Source organism: Herminiimonas sp. GW821-FHT09C12 (assembly GCF_059416385.1).
The window spans coordinates 971,947-989,813 of sequence record NZ_JBWKPC010000001.1; the positions used below are offsets into that span (position 1 = coordinate 971,947).

Annotated in this window: 19 protein-coding genes and 2 tRNA genes; 16 read left to right on the forward strand and 5 right to left on the reverse strand. The window is 51.7% G+C overall.

Going from position 1 to position 17,867, the window contains the following annotated elements:
* Positions 1 to 45: 45 nt before the first annotated feature.
* The 6 genes from AC07N2_RS04580 to AC07N2_RS04605 all read left to right on the forward strand — a co-directional run bounded on the left by AC07N2_RS04580 (position 46) and on the right by AC07N2_RS04605 (position 5,862).
* A complete protein-coding gene (locus AC07N2_RS04580) occupies positions 46 to 1,329 on the forward strand; it encodes a TrkH family potassium uptake protein (protein WP_494777208.1) in 1,284 nt (427 codons plus the stop codon).
* 86 nt (positions 1,330 to 1,415) lie between these two features.
* Positions 1,416 to 3,470 (forward strand): UvrD-helicase domain-containing protein, encoded by a 2,055-nt coding sequence (locus AC07N2_RS04585; RefSeq protein WP_494777209.1) that lies wholly within the window; start codon positions 1,416 to 1,418, stop codon positions 3,468 to 3,470.
* Positions 3,471 to 3,639: 169 nt separating this feature from the next.
* The gene (locus AC07N2_RS04590; RefSeq protein WP_494777210.1) at positions 3,640 to 4,995 is read left to right on the forward strand and encodes a chloride channel protein; all 1,356 of its coding nucleotides are present in this window, start codon (positions 3,640 to 3,642) and stop codon (positions 4,993 to 4,995) included.
* A 51-nt stretch (positions 4,996 to 5,046) separates the two neighbouring features.
* On the forward strand, positions 5,047 to 5,253 hold the full coding sequence (locus tag AC07N2_RS04595) for a SlyX family protein (RefSeq protein WP_494777211.1): 207 nt from the start codon (positions 5,047 to 5,049) through the stop codon (positions 5,251 to 5,253).
* 50 nt (positions 5,254 to 5,303) lie between these two features.
* On the forward strand, positions 5,304 to 5,618 hold the full coding sequence (locus AC07N2_RS04600) for a DUF2288 domain-containing protein (RefSeq protein WP_494777212.1): 315 nt from the start codon (positions 5,304 to 5,306) through the stop codon (positions 5,616 to 5,618).
* Between the two features lie 22 nt (positions 5,619 to 5,640).
* Positions 5,641 to 5,862 carry a VF530 family protein gene (locus AC07N2_RS04605; RefSeq protein WP_494777213.1) on the forward strand — a complete coding sequence of 74 codons (222 nt, stop codon included), beginning with the start codon at positions 5,641 to 5,643 and terminating at the stop codon, positions 5,860 to 5,862.
* 43 nt (positions 5,863 to 5,905) lie between these two features.
* On the opposite strand, the gene AC07N2_RS04610 is transcribed toward AC07N2_RS04605, so the two are convergent.
* Positions 5,906 to 6,616, reverse strand: coding sequence for a hypothetical protein (locus AC07N2_RS04610; protein ID WP_076592867.1), 711 nt, complete (start codon positions 6,614 to 6,616; stop codon positions 5,906 to 5,908).
* 194 nt (positions 6,617 to 6,810) lie between these two features.
* On the opposite strand from AC07N2_RS04610, the gene AC07N2_RS04615 reads away from it, so the two are divergent.
* The 4 genes from AC07N2_RS04615 (at position 6,811) to AC07N2_RS04630 (ending at position 11,054) form a co-directional block, all read left to right on the forward strand.
* Positions 6,811 to 7,149 (forward strand): hypothetical protein, encoded by a 339-nt coding sequence (locus tag AC07N2_RS04615; RefSeq protein WP_494777214.1) that lies wholly within the window; start codon positions 6,811 to 6,813, stop codon positions 7,147 to 7,149.
* 189 nt (positions 7,150 to 7,338) lie between these two features.
* Entirely contained in the window at positions 7,339 to 7,584 is a 246-nt protein-coding gene (locus AC07N2_RS04620) for a hypothetical protein (protein ID WP_494777216.1), read from the forward strand.
* Positions 7,585 to 7,803: 219 nt separating this feature from the next.
* Positions 7,804 to 8,961 carry a DNA polymerase IV gene (gene dinB / locus AC07N2_RS04625; protein WP_494777217.1) on the forward strand — a complete coding sequence of 386 codons (1,158 nt, stop codon included), beginning with the start codon at positions 7,804 to 7,806 and terminating at the stop codon, positions 8,959 to 8,961.
* Positions 8,962 to 9,332: 371 nt separating this feature from the next.
* Entirely contained in the window at positions 9,333 to 11,054 is a 1,722-nt protein-coding gene (locus tag AC07N2_RS04630) for a methyl-accepting chemotaxis protein (RefSeq protein WP_494777218.1), read from the forward strand.
* A gap of 139 nt (positions 11,055 to 11,193) precedes the next feature.
* Here AC07N2_RS04630 and AC07N2_RS04635 read toward each other — a convergent pair whose 3' ends face one another.
* Positions 11,194 to 11,880, reverse strand: coding sequence for an epoxyqueuosine reductase QueH (locus tag AC07N2_RS04635; RefSeq protein ID WP_076592870.1), 687 nt, complete (start codon positions 11,878 to 11,880; stop codon positions 11,194 to 11,196).
* Between the two features lie 237 nt (positions 11,881 to 12,117).
* Here AC07N2_RS04635 and cynS point away from each other — a divergent pair, with 237 nt between their 5' ends.
* Positions 12,118 to 12,561 carry a cyanase gene (cynS, locus tag AC07N2_RS04640; protein WP_076592871.1) on the forward strand — a complete coding sequence of 148 codons (444 nt, stop codon included), beginning with the start codon at positions 12,118 to 12,120 and terminating at the stop codon, positions 12,559 to 12,561.
* Between the two features lie 143 nt (positions 12,562 to 12,704).
* Here the strand turns inward: cynS and AC07N2_RS04645 are convergent.
* Both AC07N2_RS04645 and AC07N2_RS04650 read right to left on the reverse strand, forming a co-directional pair.
* Positions 12,705 to 12,781 (reverse strand) — tRNA-Asp (locus AC07N2_RS04645).
* 36 nt (positions 12,782 to 12,817) lie between these two features.
* A tRNA-Val gene (locus AC07N2_RS04650) sits at positions 12,818 to 12,893 on the reverse strand.
* Between the two features lie 187 nt (positions 12,894 to 13,080).
* Here AC07N2_RS04650 and AC07N2_RS04655 point away from each other — a divergent pair.
* Positions 13,081 to 13,545 (forward strand): PACE efflux transporter, encoded by a 465-nt coding sequence (locus AC07N2_RS04655; RefSeq protein ID WP_494777219.1) that lies wholly within the window; start codon positions 13,081 to 13,083, stop codon positions 13,543 to 13,545.
* A 37-nt stretch (positions 13,546 to 13,582) separates the two neighbouring features.
* Here AC07N2_RS04655 and AC07N2_RS04660 read toward each other — a convergent pair whose 3' ends face one another.
* On the reverse strand, positions 13,583 to 14,704 hold the full coding sequence (locus AC07N2_RS04660) for a mechanosensitive ion channel family protein (protein ID WP_494777220.1): 1,122 nt from the start codon (positions 14,702 to 14,704) through the stop codon (positions 13,583 to 13,585).
* 190 nt (positions 14,705 to 14,894) lie between these two features.
* Here AC07N2_RS04660 and pip point away from each other — a divergent pair, with 190 nt between their 5' ends.
* From pip to AC07N2_RS04680, 4 genes are all read left to right on the forward strand, one after another.
* Positions 14,895 to 15,866 carry a prolyl aminopeptidase gene (pip, locus tag AC07N2_RS04665; RefSeq protein ID WP_494777221.1) on the forward strand — a complete coding sequence of 324 codons (972 nt, stop codon included), beginning with the start codon at positions 14,895 to 14,897 and terminating at the stop codon, positions 15,864 to 15,866.
* Positions 15,867 to 15,944: 78 nt separating this feature from the next.
* On the forward strand, positions 15,945 to 16,403 hold the full coding sequence (locus AC07N2_RS04670; protein WP_494778111.1) for a TonB family protein: 459 nt from the start codon (positions 15,945 to 15,947) through the stop codon (positions 16,401 to 16,403).
* A gap of 33 nt (positions 16,404 to 16,436) precedes the next feature.
* Positions 16,437 to 17,204, forward strand: a complete 768-nt coding sequence (locus AC07N2_RS04675) for a YdcF family protein (protein ID WP_494777222.1) — start codon at positions 16,437 to 16,439, stop codon at positions 17,202 to 17,204.
* A 135-nt stretch (positions 17,205 to 17,339) separates the two neighbouring features.
* Positions 17,340 to 17,819: a hypothetical protein gene (locus tag AC07N2_RS04680; RefSeq protein ID WP_173830599.1), complete on the forward strand. Its 480-nt coding sequence runs from the start codon at positions 17,340 to 17,342 to the stop codon at positions 17,817 to 17,819.
* The last annotated feature ends 48 nt before the right edge of the window (positions 17,820 to 17,867 follow it).

Consider the following 17,867-nt stretch of genomic DNA (forward strand, 5'->3'; position numbering starts at 1 on the left):
CGGCAGGTCAAAAGAAAAGTTCTACACCTGACGCCGCCTCAGGCCTTGATCCTGTCCTTCATCGGCTTGTCGCTGGTGGGCGCGATTCTGTTGAAATTGCCGATGGCCAGCAATGCGCCGACTTCGTGGATGCAGGCTTTGTTTACGGCGGTATCGGCTTCGACGATTACCGGTTTGTCGGTGGTCGATGTCGGTAGTCACTTCACACAGTTCGGTTTATGGGTCTTGCTTGGTTTGATACAACTGGGCGGTATCGGCTTGCTGACGTTTGGTGTGTTGATCATCCATTTGACCAGTGGTCGTTTGACCTTGCGTGATCGTGCTGCCTTGCAGGATTCATTCAATCAAAGCGGCCGCATTGATATGCAGGGTTTGTTGCGCGTGTTGTTCGGCTTTATCGTGGTGATGGAATTGCTCGGTACGCTCTTGCTGGCGATACAGTGGGTGCCGCAGATGGGTTGGTCGCAGGGTTTGTTCTATAGCTTCTTCCATGCGGTATCGGCTTTCAATAATGCGGGTTTCGGACTGGATCAACATAGTCTCGCGGCTTATGTTGGCAATCCGCTGATCAATATTGTGATCTCTTTCCTGTTTATTTCCGGTGGTATCGGTTTTGCCGTGATTGCGGATTTGCGCGCTAAACGTCGCTTCCGCGAATTTGCCCTGCATACCAAATTGATGTTGGTCGGTACGGTGGCGATCAATTTACTGGCAATGCTGGTGCTGTTCGCATTGGAGTATGGCAATCCGGATACCTTGGGTGGCTTGCATGGCATAGGCACGAAGTTATGGGCGAGCTGGTTTCAGGCGGTGGCACCGCGTTCGTCGGGTTTCACCACAATGGATACTTCGATGTTGACGCCGGCAACCGCTTTTTTCATCATGACCTTGATGTTTATCGGTGCGGGTAGCGGTTCTACCGGTGGCGGTATCAAACTGACTACATTCATTATTCTGCTGGTGGCAACACGCGCATTTTTGCGTCAGCAACATAATCCGATTCTGTTCGGGCGCAGCATAGACGCGAGCATGACCTTGCGTGCGTTGGCGATCACCATCATTGCCTTGTTTTTTGTGATGACCGGGACTTTTCTATTGATGCTGACGGAACATGGCAGTTTTCTCGATCTTGCCTTTGAGGTGGTTTCTGCTGCATCGACTACAGGCTTGTCGCGCGGCATTACGCCGACGTTATCGGTGGATGGGCAGTGGATAGTGATGGTGCTGATGTTGATAGGTCGTGTCGGCCCGCTAACACTGGCATTCACGCTGGCTAACCCGCGTGGCGCGGATGTGGCATATCCATCTGGACGCGTGAATATCGGTTAAGTTGTTGATATTGCACGGTTGCTGCAATAGAGGCTGAGGCCGGTCGCACGCTGATACAATGGCTGGCTTTCTTTTCTGGTTTTCTGATGTCCTCTTCCCCGAATTCTTCCACGCACGGTTTGAACGCGCCTCAGCGCGAAGCCATCCATTACATGGACGGGCCATGCCTGGTGCTGGCTGGTGCCGGTTCGGGCAAGACGCGCGTGATTACCACCAAGATCGCGAGTCTGATTGAAGAGCATGGCTACGAAGCCAAGAATATTGCAGCGCTGACCTTTACCAATAAAGCCGCGCTGGAGATGCAGGAACGTATCGCCAAATTGCTGAAAGAGCCGAAGAAGGCCAAGCAATTGACGGTCAGTACCTTCCATTCGCTGGGTGTCAAAATTCTGCGTCAGGAAGCGAAAGAACTCGGCTTGAAAGATCGCTTCTCCATCATGGACAGCGACGATTGTTTTTCACTGGTGCAGGATTTGGCGGTCACGACTGACAAGCAATTGATACGGCGCATCCAGACCGCAATGTCGCTGTGGAAAAACGGCCTGATCGATCCCGATACCGCATTGAATCAAGCCAAGGATGAAGACGAGGCGCAAGCCGCGCGCATCTATCGCAGTTACGTCGCGACCTTGTCTGCGTATCAGGCGGTCGATTTCGACGATCTGATCCGCCTGCCAGTCGAACTATTCCGCACCAATGAAGCGGTGCGCGACAAATGGCAGCGACGTCTGCGTTATCTGCTGGTCGATGAGTATCAGGACACGAATACCTGTCAGTACGAACTGGTCAAAATGCTGGTCACCGGCATAGGCAAGAAACCGATGTTCACCGCAGTGGGCGACGACGATCAGGCGATTTATGCCTGGCGTGGCGCGACGATAGAAAACCTGAAGCAGCTGGAAGTCGATTTCCCCGATCTGAAGATCGTCAAGCTTGAACAGAATTACCGTTCCAGCACACGCATACTGCAAGCAGCGAACTCGGTCATCGCCAACAATCCAAAACTGTTTGAAAAAACCCTGTGGTCCGATCACGGCCTGGGCGATCCGATCAAAGTCATGGGCATGCAGGATGACGATCAGGAAGCGGAACAGATCGCGATCATGTTGTCTGCGCATCGCTTCGAGCGCCGCGCCAAGTTCTCCGATTACGCAATTCTGTATCGCGGCAATCATCAGTCACGCGTGATTGAGCAGGCGCTGCGCAAGGAGCGCATTCCGTACACGATCTCTGGTGGTCAGAGTTTCTTCGATCGCGCCGAGATCAAGGACATCATCAGTTACCTGCGTTTGATCGCGAATGAAGATGACGATCCTGCTTTCATCCGTGCCGTCACGACGCCTAAGCGCGGCGTTGGCCAATCAACGCTGGAAACGCTGGGTGCATTCGCCGGTCAATGGCAATGTTCGCTCTTCGAAGCGGTGTTCAAAGGCGGTCTGGAATCGAAGCTGGCCGATAGACAGCTGACACCATTGCGCGAGTTCTGCACCTTCATCAACAATCTCGAACGACATGCGCATCGCGAGACCGAAGCCAGCACGCTGCTCGACGACATGATGAAAGAGATCAATTACGAAGGCTATCTGTACGATAACTTCGACGATAGACAAGCGCAGTCGAAGTGGCAGAACGTCATCGATTTCACAACCTGGCTGAAAGAAAAAGGCAGCGGCGGCAAGGACGGCAACGATCCTGAAAGAAGTCTGCTCGATCTGACGCAAATGGTAGCGTTGATGTCCATGCTGGAAGGCAAGGATGAAGAGCCGGATGCCGTGCGTATGTCGACCTTGCACGCATCTAAGGGTTTGGAATTCCCGCACGTATTTTTAGTCGGTGTGGAAGAGGGCATCTTGCCGCACAAGGGCGATCCCGATGCACCTATCGAAACGCTGGGTGCACGCATAGAAGAAGAACGTCGTCTGATGTACGTCGGCATCACGCGTGCGCAACGCTCATTGCATGTGAGTTGGTGCAAGAAGCGCAAGCGTGCGCGCGAACATGTGCATTGCGATATCTCGCGCTTTATCAAGGAAATGAAACTGGATGAAGGCGATGCCGTGCCAACGGAAGATGAAGTCATCACACCGCAAAGCCGTTTGGCAAACCTGAAGGCATTGCTGCAGAAGCCGAAAGTGGCATAAACAACGACGCTGTTTGCGAACGATGGTTTGCTGCAGCACAGTGTTCGATGGCACGGATCATGCACAGCTTCAAACTCCTTGCTTGCTGCGCGTCGGCCCTTCATCATGCGATGCATACCCGACATCGTTTTTTCTACAGAGCCTTTCATTTTCCCAAGTGAGTTGAGCCATGTCTAATCCTTCCACATTCCAAGTCATGAAAAGGCATGCGCGCCATACGATGCGCGTATCGCGTTACTCGTTTCGTATCGCGGTTTTTCTTGGCGGTGCTGCTTGCGTCGCAGTGTGTTCTTTGGCGTTTGCCTGGCTGGCGGAAGAAATGCTCAGCCTGAATCGTCAGATCACACATGCGTATTGGTGGAGCGCGCTGTTGATGTTGCCGATAGGATTTGCCGGCATACGCTGGATGACGATACGCGTTGCACCGCAGGCGCGCGGTAGCGGCATTCCGCAAGTGATCGCGGCGATGTCGATACCGGCCGGGCCGGCGCAAAACACTTTGGTATCGCTGCCGCAATCGATGTGGAAAGTCGTACTGACTGCCGCCGGTTTGCTGGTCGGTGCATCGATAGGACGTGAAGGACCATCCGTACAAGTCGGCGCCGCCGTGATGTTGGCGTGGGGACGCTGGTGGCAAAAGCGTCCGCGCTTTGCGGTCGGCTTCCGGCCGGAAGCCTTGATTGCTGCCGGTGCCGCGGGTGGCTTGGCGGCGGCATTTAATACGCCGCTAGCTGGTGTGGTGTTTGCGATAGAAGAGCTGGGTCGCGGCAGCACAGTGCGCTGGGATCGCCTCGTGATGTCGGCGGTGTTGTGTGCGGGTTTTATTGCTTTATCGGTGTTCGGCAATAACTCTTACTTCCAGATTCATGAATCGATATTGGCACTGAATGCATCGTGGATCATCGTGGTGGTGTGTGCTTTGGTCAATGGCGTATTGGGTGGCTTGTTTGGCAAAATGTTGCTGGCTGGACCGGCTGCGTGGTTGCCGGCTAATCGACGCAGCTGGACCGAGCGTCATCCGATTTTGCTGGCGGGCGTGTGCGGTTTGTTGGTGGCCTTGCTGGGTTTGCTGGCGCATGGATCGACGTATGGCACGGGTTACGAACAGACGGCGGCTTTGCTCAATGGCCATCCGGTCGATAGCATGGTCTTTGGTTTGGCAAAATTTGGCGCGACGATACTTTCTTACTTCGCTGGCATTCCAGGCGGAATCTTTACGCCATCGCTGGCGATTGGTGCCGGTATCGGTGACAATATCGCCCAGGTACTGCCGGGTGTCATCGACGGGCGATTGGTTGCTTTATTGTCTATGGCAGCTTTTTTGGCGGCAGCAACGCAAGCGCCGATTACGGCCAGTGTGATCGTGATGGAAATGACACGCAGCCAGGACGTTACTTTATTGTTGCTGGCAACTACTTTGGCAGCATCGTTCGTTTCGCGGCAATTTTGCCCGCGACCTTTTTATCATGCGGCGTCGCGGAATTTTCGTCGCGAAGCCATACACAAACACAAGATGTCAGCGTGATGCTGATACGTGATGTGTTGCCGTTCACTTTATTATTGGGAAACTCACATCATGGACGAAGATCGCATCGTCAATATTGAAATCAAGATTGCTCGCCAGGAAGATCTGGTCGATGCGCTGAATCATATGGTGTATCAGCAGCAAAAGAAAATCGATGAGCTGGAAGCATTGTGCGTTGCCTTGGCGCGCCGCTTGAAGGATGTCGTTAGCGGTGGCAATGAGCAAAATTCGGCGAACGAGAGACCGCCGCATTATTGATGCGCGCATGCGTGGATTATTTTTATTAGAACTTTATACAGATAGAAGCTATGAGTGGATTGAGCGAAGAGCAGCAACTGTTGCATGCCAAATTGAATATGGAAACCTCGCAGATCGCGTGGGAGGAATTGCTACGTTATTTCGCCGGTGGTTTGGTGATCGTTGTTGCCGATGAGCTGGATTTGGTCGAAGTCGCAGCGCGTTTCACGATAGATGACAAAGCCGCAGTTGAGCACTGGCTGAATGCGGGTCAGATCGCCAAAGTGAGCGATGCGCAAGCCAGCATCTGGCTGGAAGCCGATGCCTTGTTATGGACGGTGGTCGCGCGGCCGTGGGTATTGGTACAGGAAAAGAAACTGGTTTGAGCGATCAAGCTGAAAGAACCCGATGAGCGAGCAGCAAAAGAATGATCCACTACACGGCCAGAGTCTGGAGAAAATCCTGCTGGCCTTGGTTGCGCATTACGGTTGGGAAGAGCTGGGTCAGCGCATAGATATCAAATGCTTCAATATCGATCCGAGCATCAAATCTAGTTTGACGTTTTTGCGTAAAACGTCATGGGCGCGGGCCAAGGTGGAAGAACTGTTTGTGAATATGTCCGACGATTAAATAAATAGATAAGCGTCGGACATATTATTTGATGAAGCTGTTATTACAGCTTCGATTGATGGTGTATCGCGACGAATAGCGTAGCCAGTGTCGACAGCACAGCTTCAAAATGTGCCTTCGGTTCGGTGTTGTCCCAAATGTAATGCGCCATCACTGCTTCAAATTCCTTGCTGCGTTTTTTCGCAGTAACGGAATGTGCGCGGGTGATGGCTTTCAGGAATTGACGGCGCATATTCGGCAATACCGGAATGTGCTCGCTGTCATCCAGGAATTCAAAACCGCCCGGCAAAGGGCTGCCCTTCATCTGAAATTCCAAACGTTCGAATACGGCTGGTGGTAAATCCTTCACCAGTTCGCATGCGCTTTCATTCAGTCGCAACACCATGCTGAAGCCTGCTGGATAGATCACATCCGAATCATCTCTTTCCGACAGAAAAACTGCCAGGCGCAACGAATATTCCGCTTGATAGGCATCGTCGTAAGCGCTGTTCAGACTGGTGCGTGTGGTTGGCCAGAAGATCAATGTGCCGGGTGTGCTTTCATCATCCGGGTCAGGGAAAAATTCCAGCGAGATGTCGTCAGCGGAATCGCCCGCAACGGACAACATCTTCAATACAGGTGCAGCAAGGTCGCCCAGAATCGATGCGGCAATCGCGCCGGTGGCTGCGATGTCGGCGTTGGTCAGGTCTTCTACGATGTAGCCATTCAATGGCTTGAGTAATGCGTTTGGGTCGAGCATGTGCGGTGTGGTCATTTTTAAAATTGATGTTGTTTATCTGCGCTTATCAGGCGAAGACAAGGGTCGTTGCAATATAACTTAAAACTTGATGGTGATGAAATGGAAATGCGCCGTCATTTGTGATGCGCAAGCGAATCTGTTTAAATGGTCTGCAATCAGCTGCCGTTTGTGCGGTGCTACATCACTCTCAATCAAGCGAGGAATCACTTATGTATACATGGCTACTGCCCGCGGTAAAAGCGATCTTGCCGCATGTGGGCACGATCATCTCCGCGACCTTGCCGGTTTTCCAAAGCCGCAAGGTTGATGCGAATGCCGCAACGGAAGAAGCATTGTTGCAGCAACAAATTACGGAACTGCAAGAAGTTGCCTCGCATAATGCGGTGCACATCAAGGAATTGGCCGAGCAATTGCAGCAAATGGTAATCACGCTGGAGCAGGGTGTGATTGCCAATGAGCAGCGTTACAGGCGTTTGTCGCTATTGTCCGGTATTGCGTCTGTGTTGTCGATTGCGGCGATAGGTTTATGGTGGTTGGGCGCGCGTTGATGGTGCCAACATTGTGTCAGTTCTCACGTAGCAAGAATTGCCATGCGGCATTGCCAGTATATAAAAGATGAACTTCCAACAATAATGGCGGTCAGTAAGAAGACGTGCATCGCCGATTGATGTAATCGGTCAGGCACTTCTTGGGCGTATGCAATGTTCGCCTCCTTATTATTCAGCAAAGGACTTGCCATGATAAAACTACGTACAATTCTCGCTGGCACGGCAGTAGCCATGTTTTCGCAATTTGCAGCAGCCCAGCAGGCCCAAATATGTCCAGGTGCTATCGTCGTGCCAGCTGCGCAGGCACCATCTGATCCTAACGATCCAAGATATATTGATCAATCGCGCTTGAATTACACCGCTGATCCATTGGTTAAACGACGTATTGAAGCCAGCGGCGGAACACCCTGCATCACCCCAGCACCGACCAGATAATTTTCTGATTTGACTGATGCCTAAAAGGCGAGAGCGCGCAGGTGCTTTCGCCTTGTTTTATTTGCGGCCCATATTTGATGCTGGAGTGATGTTCCAGGCATGTGCTTCGCCATTCTCGCCTCTGCAGTTCTTTGAGTAAAAATCCCTTAGTAATTTACTGTGTATTTGTACAGTAAATGATATGCTGCTCAGCATCTTGTTTCATCCATCAAATTGTTCATGAGTAGTCAGCAAAGCCATATCGCTCATCTTGATATGGATGCCTTTTACGCTTCCGTTGAGTTACTGCGTTATCCCGAATTACGCGGTCAGGCTGTCGTGATCGGTGCAGGCTCCGCACATCAACCGGTATTGCAGGCCGATGGCACACGCAAGTATTCGCGCTTGCGTGATTATGCTGGGCGCGGTGTGGTGACGACCTCGACTTATGAGGCGCGTGCGCTAGGTGTGTTTTCTGGTATGGGTTTGATGAAGGTCGCGAAGCTGGCGCCGGATGCGATCCTGTTGCCGACGGACTTTACGGCGTATCGTCATTATTCAAAATTGTTCAAAACCGCAGTCAGCGCGATTGCGCCGAAGATGGAAGATCGTGGCATTGATGAAATCTATCTGGATCTTAACGACCAGACTGAGGATATTGCCATCGTCGCGCAGCGCATCAAGGATGCAGTCGTTGCGGCGACAGGTTTGTCCTGTTCGATAGGCATCGCACCTAACAAGTTGTTGGCGAAGATTTGCTCCGATCTTGAGAAGCCGAACGGTTTGACCATACTGACACAGGCCGATATTGCGACGCGCATCTGGCCTTTGCCTGCGCGCAAGATCAACGGCGTCGGCCCACGTGCGGCAGAAAAGCTGGCGGCATTGGGCTTGAACACCATAGAAGAATTGGCGCATGCAGATCCAGCCGTGCTGCATGCGCATTTCGGCCGTTCGTATGCCGATTGGTTGGGTCGGGTGTCGCACGGCATCGATGATCGTCCTATCGTTACTTATTCCGAGCCGAAGTCGATCAGCCGCGAAACCACGTTTGAAAAAGATCTACACGCCAAACGGGATCGTGAAGCGCTCGGTATTATCTTTACCCAGTTGTGTGTACGCGTGGCTGGCGATCTGGAGCGCAAGGGTTATGTCGGCCGCACGGTGGGTATCAAGTTGCGCTTTGCCGATTTTAAAAGCGTCACCCGCGATTTGACGCTGCCGACGTATACCGATGACGCGAGCGCGATCCGGCAGGCCGCCGGCGAATGCCTGAAGCGTATTTCGTTGAGCCAGGCGTTCCGTTTGCTGGGTGTGCGCGTCGGTACCTTGGCGAAAAAAGGCACATTGCCGCTGGAAGATACTGTTACTCAGGGCGAGTTATTCCGGGAAAACTAGCCTTTCTGATAATGGTTCATCTCCGCTGGGCGATCGGGTTGTGGAAAAAATGCTGCATTTTGGTGCATTTTTGAAACAATCCCGAAGATTTATTCCCTTTCACTCCTGAGCAAATCTCCATTTTGATGTGTGCGCATACTCCGGTCTAGCGCCACACATTTAACCTTTTGTTAAAAACCTATTCTTGTTTTTCTGTCGCCGCAGTCTCATTTGGCGCGGCATGGACGCGTGTGATTGAGAGGATTCGTCAGCTTTTTTCTTGTTTCACGGTGGTAAGATTTTTGTCATAAAAGGTTTGCAGTCTGTTTCTTGTGTCATGAAATAAGTCCGGAAAGCGTTTGTTATCCACCTTGTTTATGAGAGAGATGAAAATGAAAAACCTAAAAATTGGGCAGCGTTTACTTTTGAGTTTCGGCAGCATAGTTCTTTTGCTGGTGCTCCTCGCGACCCTTGCGTTTACCCGTATTGGCGGTTTGAACGATGCGATTGCAGAGGTAGACGGCGATCGATATCCCAAAACAGTCCTCGCCAATACGATGAAGGATGACCTCAATCAAATCGCACGCAATATGCGCAATGCATTGCTGATGACGAATGAGTCCCATATCAAGGCCGAATTGGATGGAATCGGCAAAGCTTCCGATTCCCTTAACAACGCACTAGCTCAGTTAGAGAAAAGCATTCGTTCCGAAAATGGTCGACAGACGATTGCGGCACTACAGACTGATCGAGGTAAATTCACCCCTTTGAAAGATGAGTTCGTCAAATTGGCATCGGCAGGCGTGAAGGAAGAAGCACTCACGCTGCTGTTTGCTGAAGTGCGTCCAGCCCAACTGAAATACCTCACTTCCATCGATAAGCTGATCGATTATCAAAATGAATTGATGAAAAAATCTGGTGCAGAGGCCAATGCCAAAGCCAGCCAGACACAATTGCTGATCGGGATTTTTTCTGCCATTGCAGTGTTGATCGCGGGCCTCTTTGCCTTCCTCGCAACGCGTAGCATTACACGTCCTTTGAGCCGTGCTGTGTTGCTCGCACGCAAAGTGGCCGACGGCGATCTGACCGGCGACATCGTGGTGCACTCCAAGGATGAAACAGGACAATTGCTGCAAGCGCTGAAGGACATGAACGGCGGCTTGCTGAAGATCGTCACGCAAGTGCGCTTAGGAACGGATGCGATTGCCTCGGCTTCGCATCAGATTGCGACCGGCAATCTGGATTTATCGTCGCGTACAGAACAGCAAGCCAGCTCTTTGGAAGAAACCGCATCGTCGATGGAAGAGCTGACCAGCACGGTCAAGCAGAATGCCGATAATGCGCGTCAATCCAATCAATTGGCGCTCTCCGCTTCTGAAGTGGCGGTGCGCGGTGGCGAAGTCGTGGCGCAAGTGGTTGATACGATGGGCGCAATCAATGACTCAGCGAAGAAGATTGTCGACATCATCGGCGTGATAGACGGTATCGCATTCCAGACCAACATCTTGGCATTGAATGCTGCGGTCGAAGCAGCGCGCGCTGGCGAGCAAGGCCGTGGTTTTGCAGTGGTGGCTTCCGAGGTGCGCACGTTGGCGCAACGTTCTGCCAGTGCCGCGAAAGAGATTAAGGAGTTGATCGGCGACTCAGTCGACAAGGTCAGTATCGGTTCTCGCCTGGTTGATGATGCAGGTGCAACGATGCGAGAAGTAGTCGAAAGCGTGAAGCGTGTCACCGACATCATGAGTGAGATCACCGCCGCCAGCCAGGAACAAACGGACGGCATAGAGCAAATCAATCAGGCGGTGATGCAGATGGATCAGGTTACGCAGCAAAACGCAGCCTTGGTGGAAGAAGCCGCTGCTGCCGCGGAAGCGCTGCAAGATCAGGCGCAAAACTTATCGCAAGTGGTGGGCGTGTTTAAACTGGATAGCAATTCCTTGGCGCTAACGCAGGCAGCACCTAAATATGCTGTAGAAGCGCAGCCCAAAGTAAAAGGAAAACCAGTATTGCAAAAAATAAAGACGACGCAGCAAAAGATAGACGATAAGGAGTTTGCGCGTGTGCCACGTGCGGTGAAGCCAGTGCCGGCTGGTGCAGAATGGGAAGAATTCTGACGATGTAGTCGGTAAGTAGATGGCCATGCTTTGAAACGAAGGCCGGAGAAAATAAAAAAGCCAACCGCAAGGGTTGGCTTTTTTATTGTGTATCTGTTGCTGGTCTTGCGGGAAGAAGCGTCGTCCGACGCCGGCCACATTATTTGTTTGCGTCGTCTTCCGTCGCCAGAGTTTCTGCCGCTTTGCCGTAGAACTGCACACCCATTGCAATGCGCTCACGACCGCTTTCGCGACGATGCTTATTTGTGTCGCGCAGTGAATAGACGCAGCCGCAATATTCCTGCTGATAGAAATTCTCGCGTTTGGAGATTTCGATCATGCGTGCGGAGCCGCCTTTTTTGCGCCAGTTGTATTCCCAGTACAGCATGTCTGGATATTTGGCCGCTGCGCGTACACCGCAATCATTGATTTGATTCATGTCTTTCCAGCGCGAGATACCGAGCGAGCTGGAGATGACAGGGAAACCATGTTCATGTGCGTACAGCGCAGTGCGCTCGAAACGCATGTCGAAGCACATCGTGCAGCGCACGCCGCGTTCCGGTTCGTTTTCCATACCCTTGGCGCGTTCGAACCAGTTGTCGGTGTCGTAATCGGCATCGATGAAAGGCACGTTGTGCTTTTCTGCAAAACGGATGTTCTCTTCCTTGCGCAGCAGATATTCTTTTTCCGGATGGATGTTCGGGTTGTAAAAGAAGATCGTGTATTCGATACCACTCGCCAGCATGGCTTCCATTACTTCACCTGAGCAAGGCGCACAGCAAGAGTGCAGCAAGACCTTGCCGGGTTTGCTGGGGAGGGGAATAGGTTCGCGTTTGAAGTCTGTCATCGTGCTTTCTCGTTGCGGTGGGCGCATGGGTAAAGGATATGCGGGGCAACGAGCCTTTGTGTACCGGGTTCGTATGTTACCAGAAGTGGAAAAGCCTGAGAGGTGCATGGCGCATGTCGTCTTGCTGTAATACCAAGACTTCACATCTGCCATGTTAGTGCGCACGAAGCTTGCTTAGCTAAGGCGGGCAGTCTATCGAGTGTCACATTGCAGCTATCTCAACCCAAGGAGTGAAGTATGAATCGTCTGGACGTTACTGAAAAAATCATCACCGGCAAAGTTGCCAAAGGTTTGAAATGGTCTGACGTCGCAGCCAAGGTTGGCTTGAGTAAAGAATGGGTCACGGCGGCTTGTCTCGGCCAAATGACGCTGGATGCTAAACAGGCTGATGTCCTGGCTGGTATTTTTGATCTGACCGATGAAGAAAAAAAGTGGCTGATGGTTGTGCCGTACAAAGGTTCTTTACCGACCGCAGTACCAACTGATCCGCTGATTTATCGTTTCTATGAGTTGGTGAGCGTCTACGGCACCACTTTCAAGGAATTGATCCATGAAGAATTCGGCGACGGCATCATGAGCGCGATTGACTTCAAGATGGATATGGATAGAGAGAAAGATCCGAATGGCGATCGTGTACGCATCGTCATGAGCGGAAAGTATCTCGCTTACAAGACTTATTGATTTGAAGAGTTGAGAGTGCTTCTTTATGGGGCAGGGGCTCGCCTACGTTCCGCAGGCGGCTCACTCCACTGCACAGAGTATCGGCTGCGCCGAATGATAAGCTGAAAACAAAAATGCCCGCTTGCGCGGGCATTTTCTTATTTTGGCGGAGCGGACGGGACTCGAACCCGCGACCCCCGGCGTGACAGGCCGGTATTCTAACCAACTGAACTACCACTCCAACTACTAGACTGTTTCAACTTGCTGTTTGACTGATTGGTGGGTGCTGACGGGGTCGAACCGCCGACCTACGCCTTGTAAGGGCGCCGCTCTACCAACTGAGCTAAGCACCCGCAACATTCGCTTACTCAGTCAAACGTGTTGGCGTCTACCAACAGCTGAAGGGTGCGAAGTATAGAGCATAATTTTTTATTTGTCACTCATGTTTGCAGAAACTTTTGCAGGATTGTTTTTTTATTAGCGAAAATTCAAAGAATGGAATCGGGGTGCTGCAAGCGGGTTTGCACCTGCCCGCCTATAATGGCGGTCTTCATTCGTTATTTTCGAGTATTTGTTATCAATACATTATTTCGCCGCATAGTACACGCCATCCTGTTTGAATTTTTTGCATTGATCATCCTGGTTCCACTGATGTCGTATGGTTTCGGCATGGATATGTTGCACTTCGGTGCATTGGCCTTGATGTTGGCTATCAGTGCAATGGTGTGCAATATGATCTACAACCATATCTACGAAGTGTTCGAGAAACGCTATGGATGGCGTCGCACTGTCAAAATGCGGGTTGGCCATACGCTGGGTTTTGAAGTCTTCTTTATGTCGGTCGCTTTGCCGCTGACGGCGTGGTGGCTGGATATTTCGCTGATCGAGGCGATTACACTAGATTTGGTGTTCTCGGTTTTCTTCATGCTGTACGCGTTTTGCTTCAACTGGGTGTACGACATCGTGCGTCACCGTCTCGGCAAGGCGCGCGCCATTGCCAAATGATGTGTATGCCGACGTGCAATACGCCGGCATTCAACGATCAAGAAAAAGCGTGTCGTGCCTTGTGCATGTCATGCGCTGAATGCGACTCTGATGGCACTCCTGATGCAACATGCAGTGTCGTCGTTGGATGAGCGAACACGATGCCGCGTTCTGCACACGCTTTCATCAGTTCCAGATTGATGTGTTGCTGTACATCCATGTAGACGTTGTACTCCCTGCTTAACAAGTAATACACCACTTCAAATTCCAGACTGCTGGGTCCGACGCGTACAAAGTGCGCGCGATCGAAACGCGTCGGTGTCGCATCGTCGATGATCCGGCGTATGGCCGCGGTCAATTCGGGAATCTGCTCGACCGGGGTTTGATGCGTGATGCCGAAATTGAACAGCACGCGTCGTTCCGACATGCGTTTGTAATTACGGATGGCCGATTTGAGCAGTTCCGTATTTGAACGTATCAATTGTTCGCCGCTTAAACTGCGCAATCGCGTGGTCTTGATACCTATATGTTCCACTGTGCCCAGCATATCGTCGACCACGATGAAGTCACCAACCTCGAAAGGTTTATCCAGACCAATAGAGAGTGAGGCGAACAGATCGCTCAATACAGTTTGCAACGCCAGTGCGATGGCAATACCACCGATACCGAGGCTGGCAACAAAGGCCGTGATGTTCACACCCAGATTGGCCAGCACGGTGAGCAGCACAGTCAACATCGCTGCGATTCTGAGCAGAAACACCATCGTGGTGGTGATCGCACGATTGCGCAGATCAGGATCGACTTCGGGGTCGATGAGTTTCTCCATCCACATATTGATGCCACGATTGAGCCAGATTGCAACCTGAATGCCGATGACGACGATACCTGCTTGCGACAGGCGCAGTTCTATAGCGGCGGGCAAGGTGAGTGTGTTGAGGCCGATCAGGATTGCCAACAGGAAGAGTAGGTAACGTTTGGTGCCGGCCAGTGTGCCGACGATGACTTCATCGATGCGTCGTTTGGTCAGCCTGTTGAGTACGGACATGCGACGTTTTACTAAACGAATCACGAAACGTGTGCCCAGATCCATGAGCAGGTAACTCAGTAATGCTGCAATCAGTGCGTGCAACCAGTTATCCAAAGAAATACCCAACATAAACCAGTCTTGCAATAACTTCATTAGTTCACCTCCCATACAAATGCATTTTGCATGCTGATACGCATGCGATTTTCTGTGCTCCTTCTTATAGGAGGTTGCATGGCGGGAATAGTTCGCAACTCATTTCAATTCGGACTGGTACGAATGATGTACGTTACACATTGAAGAGAGATCATTGGTTACAATCGGAGCATCCCTTTTCGAGGTAGTCATGGACGCTTCTACATCCACATCACCTTTGTTTTCACCGCTGGAACCGCATCGCAGCGGCATGTTGCCGGTTGATGATCTGCATACCTTGTATTGGGAAGAGTGCGGTAGCCCTGCTGGTGTGCCTGTGCTGTTTCTGCACGGCGGTCCTGGTGGTGGTATTTCTCCCAAGCACAGACAATTCTTCGATCCCGAGTATTACCGCATCATTCTGTTCGATCAGCGTGGTGCCGGAAAATCAACGCCGCTAGGTGAGTATCGCAACAACACGACGCAATTATTGATCGCTGATATTGAAGCCTTGCGTCGCATGTTGGGCGTCGAGCAATGGTTGGTGTTCGGCGGATCATGGGGCGCGACGCTGGCGCTGGCTTATGGTCAGGCGCATCCGCAATCTTGTCTCGGCTTTATCTTGCGCGGCATTTTTCTTTGCACGCGTGCCGAGATCGATTGGTTTCTGTACGGCATGCGTTGGTATTTTCCTGAAGCACATGAAGAATTTGTGGCCGCGATTCCGGTTGAGGAGCGACAGGATTTATTGCGTGCGTACGAGAAGAGATTGTTCAATGATGATCAGCTCGTCTCTATGCAGGCAGCGCGCGATTGGAGTCGTTATGAAGGGCGTTGTTTATTCCTGAAGCCACAGGCCGAAACGATAGAAGCGTTCAGTGATGATGTTGTTGCCTTGGGCGTCGGCAGGCTGGAGGCGCATTACATGTTGCACGGCGGTTTTCTTGAGGAAGATCAGTTGATACACGATCTGGAGCGCATACGGCATTTGCCTGCGGTGATAGTGCAAGGCCGTTACGACGTGGTGTGTCCGCCTTTGTCTGCGTATCGCTTGCATCAGGCGTGGCCGGAGGCGAAGTTGCACATCATCGCTGATGCCGGACATGCGGCATTGGAGCCAGGTACTGCAGCCGCTTTGATATTGGCGACGGAACAATTCAGATTGCAGCAAAGCTTTAATTAAGCACGTGAATAAATTTTGCGCGTATGCGGATATTTATCGGCATGCCTATTCCATCAAACTCATGGAGGTGACCGAATGATGATCAAAAATCGCATCGCGATAGGCATAGCGGCATTGATCTTGGCAGGTTGCAGCGGCCGCACTCTGCTCGACAAGCCGGCAGAAACAACGCAAGACGGCACATCCACCGCCGATACAGTTGGTGCTTACCGCGAGGCTTTGGCTAATCGCATCGTTCAGGTTAACTCCACTAAAGTGTATGTCGGACGGCCACAAGCATTGCTGCGTTCAGTTGTTGTCGTGAAGTATGTGGTCGATGCCAACGGCGGTCTGGTGCGTAGCGAAATTCTGCGTTCCAATCGCGATCGCGCTACCGAGACAACTGCTTTGGCGAGCTTGCGCAGTACAGCACCGTTCCCCAAGCCGGCACCAACCTTGTTGCGAAAAGGGCAGTTGGAGTTGATGGAAACCTGGCTCTTCAATAACGATGGCCGTTTTCAGTTGCGCACAATTGCTGAAGCGCAGATGGATGAGTAATTTGCGTACTTTGTAATTGGAGATGCGCGCATCTTGAATACCGCCTGGCTTGTTAATGTAACGTTGGGCGCTTTGTTGCTACCGCCCTTGAATCTGATTTTGTTATGCGCATTGGGTTTGTATATGCGCCGACGTTGGCCGCGCTTGGGCTTGGTTTTGTCGATCACGGCTTTGCTTGTATTGGCTGTCTTCAGCACGCGTTTTGGTGCATCCTTGTTCGTTGCACCACTGGAAAAATTGAATCCGCCTTTGCAGTCATTGGATGCGACTGGCGCACAAGCAATAGTGGTGCTGGGCGGTAGCCGCATCAGCAATGCGCCGGAATACGGCGCGCAGGATATTCCCAGTTCACCGACCTTGCAGCGCCTGCGTTATGCGGCCAGGCTGCAGCGTGCAACGCATTTACCTATTTTGGTTACGGGTGGTCGGCCGGATGGTGCTGAAGTATCGGAGGCGGCAATCATGGCGCGCGTATTGAGGGAAGATTTCTCGGTACCAGTGCAGTGGCTGGAAGAAGCATCGAATAACACCGCAGAGAATGCGCAATTGTCTGCGCGCATATTGCGCGAGGCTGGCGTGCATAAAATTCTATTAGTGACGGATGCCATGCACATGGAGCGCGCAAAACGCAGCTTCACGCAAGTGGGTCTGGAGGTCGTGCCGGCACCAACTATCTTCCGCAGTACGTCACGTGTCACGCCAGTCGACTTCTTGCCTGGCAGCCAGTGGCTGCAACAAACTTCTTATGCCATGCATGAGTGGCTGGGCATGGCGTGGTACAGCTTGCGTCATCGCGATTGAGCCTGTGACGCAAGGTTTAATTTTCCGAATGCCGGTATAGTTTTACTGCTAGCCGATTAATCTGCTTAAAATGGCAAGAACCGATGACTACATTCGGTTGTACGACCATCATCATTATTTTTTCAGGACTGCAGCATGACTTTGATTGATAGTAAGCGTCCTTCCAAACTCTATTATTTTTCTGAACGAAACGGATTGGAGCGTTCTTTGTCCCTGGGCGAATTTCGTTTAAGCCCGCCAGCGCCCGATCAAGCTTTACAGGCCGCCGGTAGTTATTTGGTATTGAGTCTGACGCAAACCTGGGACGGCACCTTGTTCGATGACTTACCGCATGTGGATTCGTATCTGGTGGTGCACAACGCAGAAGAATTCGGCGAGCGCGTCCATCGCGCCGTGCAGAGAGCCTTGCCTAACTGGGCGGGTATTGATGCCGCGATTTCGTATGGTGCGCCTAGTCCGCTCGGCAAGATTTTTTCCAAAGCGAAAAACCAGGCTGCCGAAAATGAATGGCGCTTTGCCTGGCGACCTATGCAGGCGCGCGCATCGGCTAATCCGGTTGTGATTCAAATCGGTAATATCGAAGATATCGCTGAACTGCATAGCCGCCACGACTGAGACGGCGATTTTTCGTCTCGCTGACTGTACTTTCAAGAACGGGGCATC

Coding starts and splice junctions, on each gene's coding strand:
- AC07N2_RS04635 (WP_076592870.1), bottom strand. CDS start 11,880: ATGACAGACTTCAAACGCGAACCTATTCCCCTCCCCAGCAAACCCGGC.
- AC07N2_RS04660 (WP_494777220.1), bottom strand. CDS start 14,704: ATGAAGTTATTGCAAGACTGGTTTATGTTGGGTATTTCTTTGGATAAC.
- cynS (WP_076592871.1), top strand. CDS start 12,118: ATGAATCGTCTGGACGTTACTGAAAAAATCATCACCGGCAAAGTTGCC.
- AC07N2_RS04595 (WP_494777211.1), top strand. CDS start 5,047: ATGGACGAAGATCGCATCGTCAATATTGAAATCAAGATTGCTCGCCAG.
- AC07N2_RS04615 (WP_494777214.1), top strand. CDS start 6,811: ATGTATACATGGCTACTGCCCGCGGTAAAAGCGATCTTGCCGCATGTG.
- AC07N2_RS04655 (WP_494777219.1), top strand. CDS start 13,081: ATGGCGGTCTTCATTCGTTATTTTCGAGTATTTGTTATCAATACATTA.
- AC07N2_RS04670 (WP_494778111.1), top strand. CDS start 15,945: ATGATCAAAAATCGCATCGCGATAGGCATAGCGGCATTGATCTTGGCA.
- dinB (WP_494777217.1), top strand. CDS start 7,804: ATGAGTAGTCAGCAAAGCCATATCGCTCATCTTGATATGGATGCCTTT.
- AC07N2_RS04585 (WP_494777209.1), top strand. CDS start 1,416: ATGTCCTCTTCCCCGAATTCTTCCACGCACGGTTTGAACGCGCCTCAG.
- pip (WP_494777221.1), top strand. CDS start 14,895: ATGGACGCTTCTACATCCACATCACCTTTGTTTTCACCGCTGGAACCG.
- AC07N2_RS04590 (WP_494777210.1), top strand. CDS start 3,640: ATGTCTAATCCTTCCACATTCCAAGTCATGAAAAGGCATGCGCGCCAT.
- AC07N2_RS04620 (WP_494777216.1), top strand. CDS start 7,339: ATGATAAAACTACGTACAATTCTCGCTGGCACGGCAGTAGCCATGTTT.
- AC07N2_RS04600 (WP_494777212.1), top strand. CDS start 5,304: ATGAGTGGATTGAGCGAAGAGCAGCAACTGTTGCATGCCAAATTGAAT.
- AC07N2_RS04630 (WP_494777218.1), top strand. CDS start 9,333: ATGAAAAACCTAAAAATTGGGCAGCGTTTACTTTTGAGTTTCGGCAGC.
- AC07N2_RS04680 (WP_173830599.1), top strand. CDS start 17,340: ATGACTTTGATTGATAGTAAGCGTCCTTCCAAACTCTATTATTTTTCT.
- AC07N2_RS04605 (WP_494777213.1), top strand. CDS start 5,641: ATGAGCGAGCAGCAAAAGAATGATCCACTACACGGCCAGAGTCTGGAG.
- AC07N2_RS04610 (WP_076592867.1), bottom strand. CDS start 6,616: ATGACCACACCGCACATGCTCGACCCAAACGCATTACTCAAGCCATTG.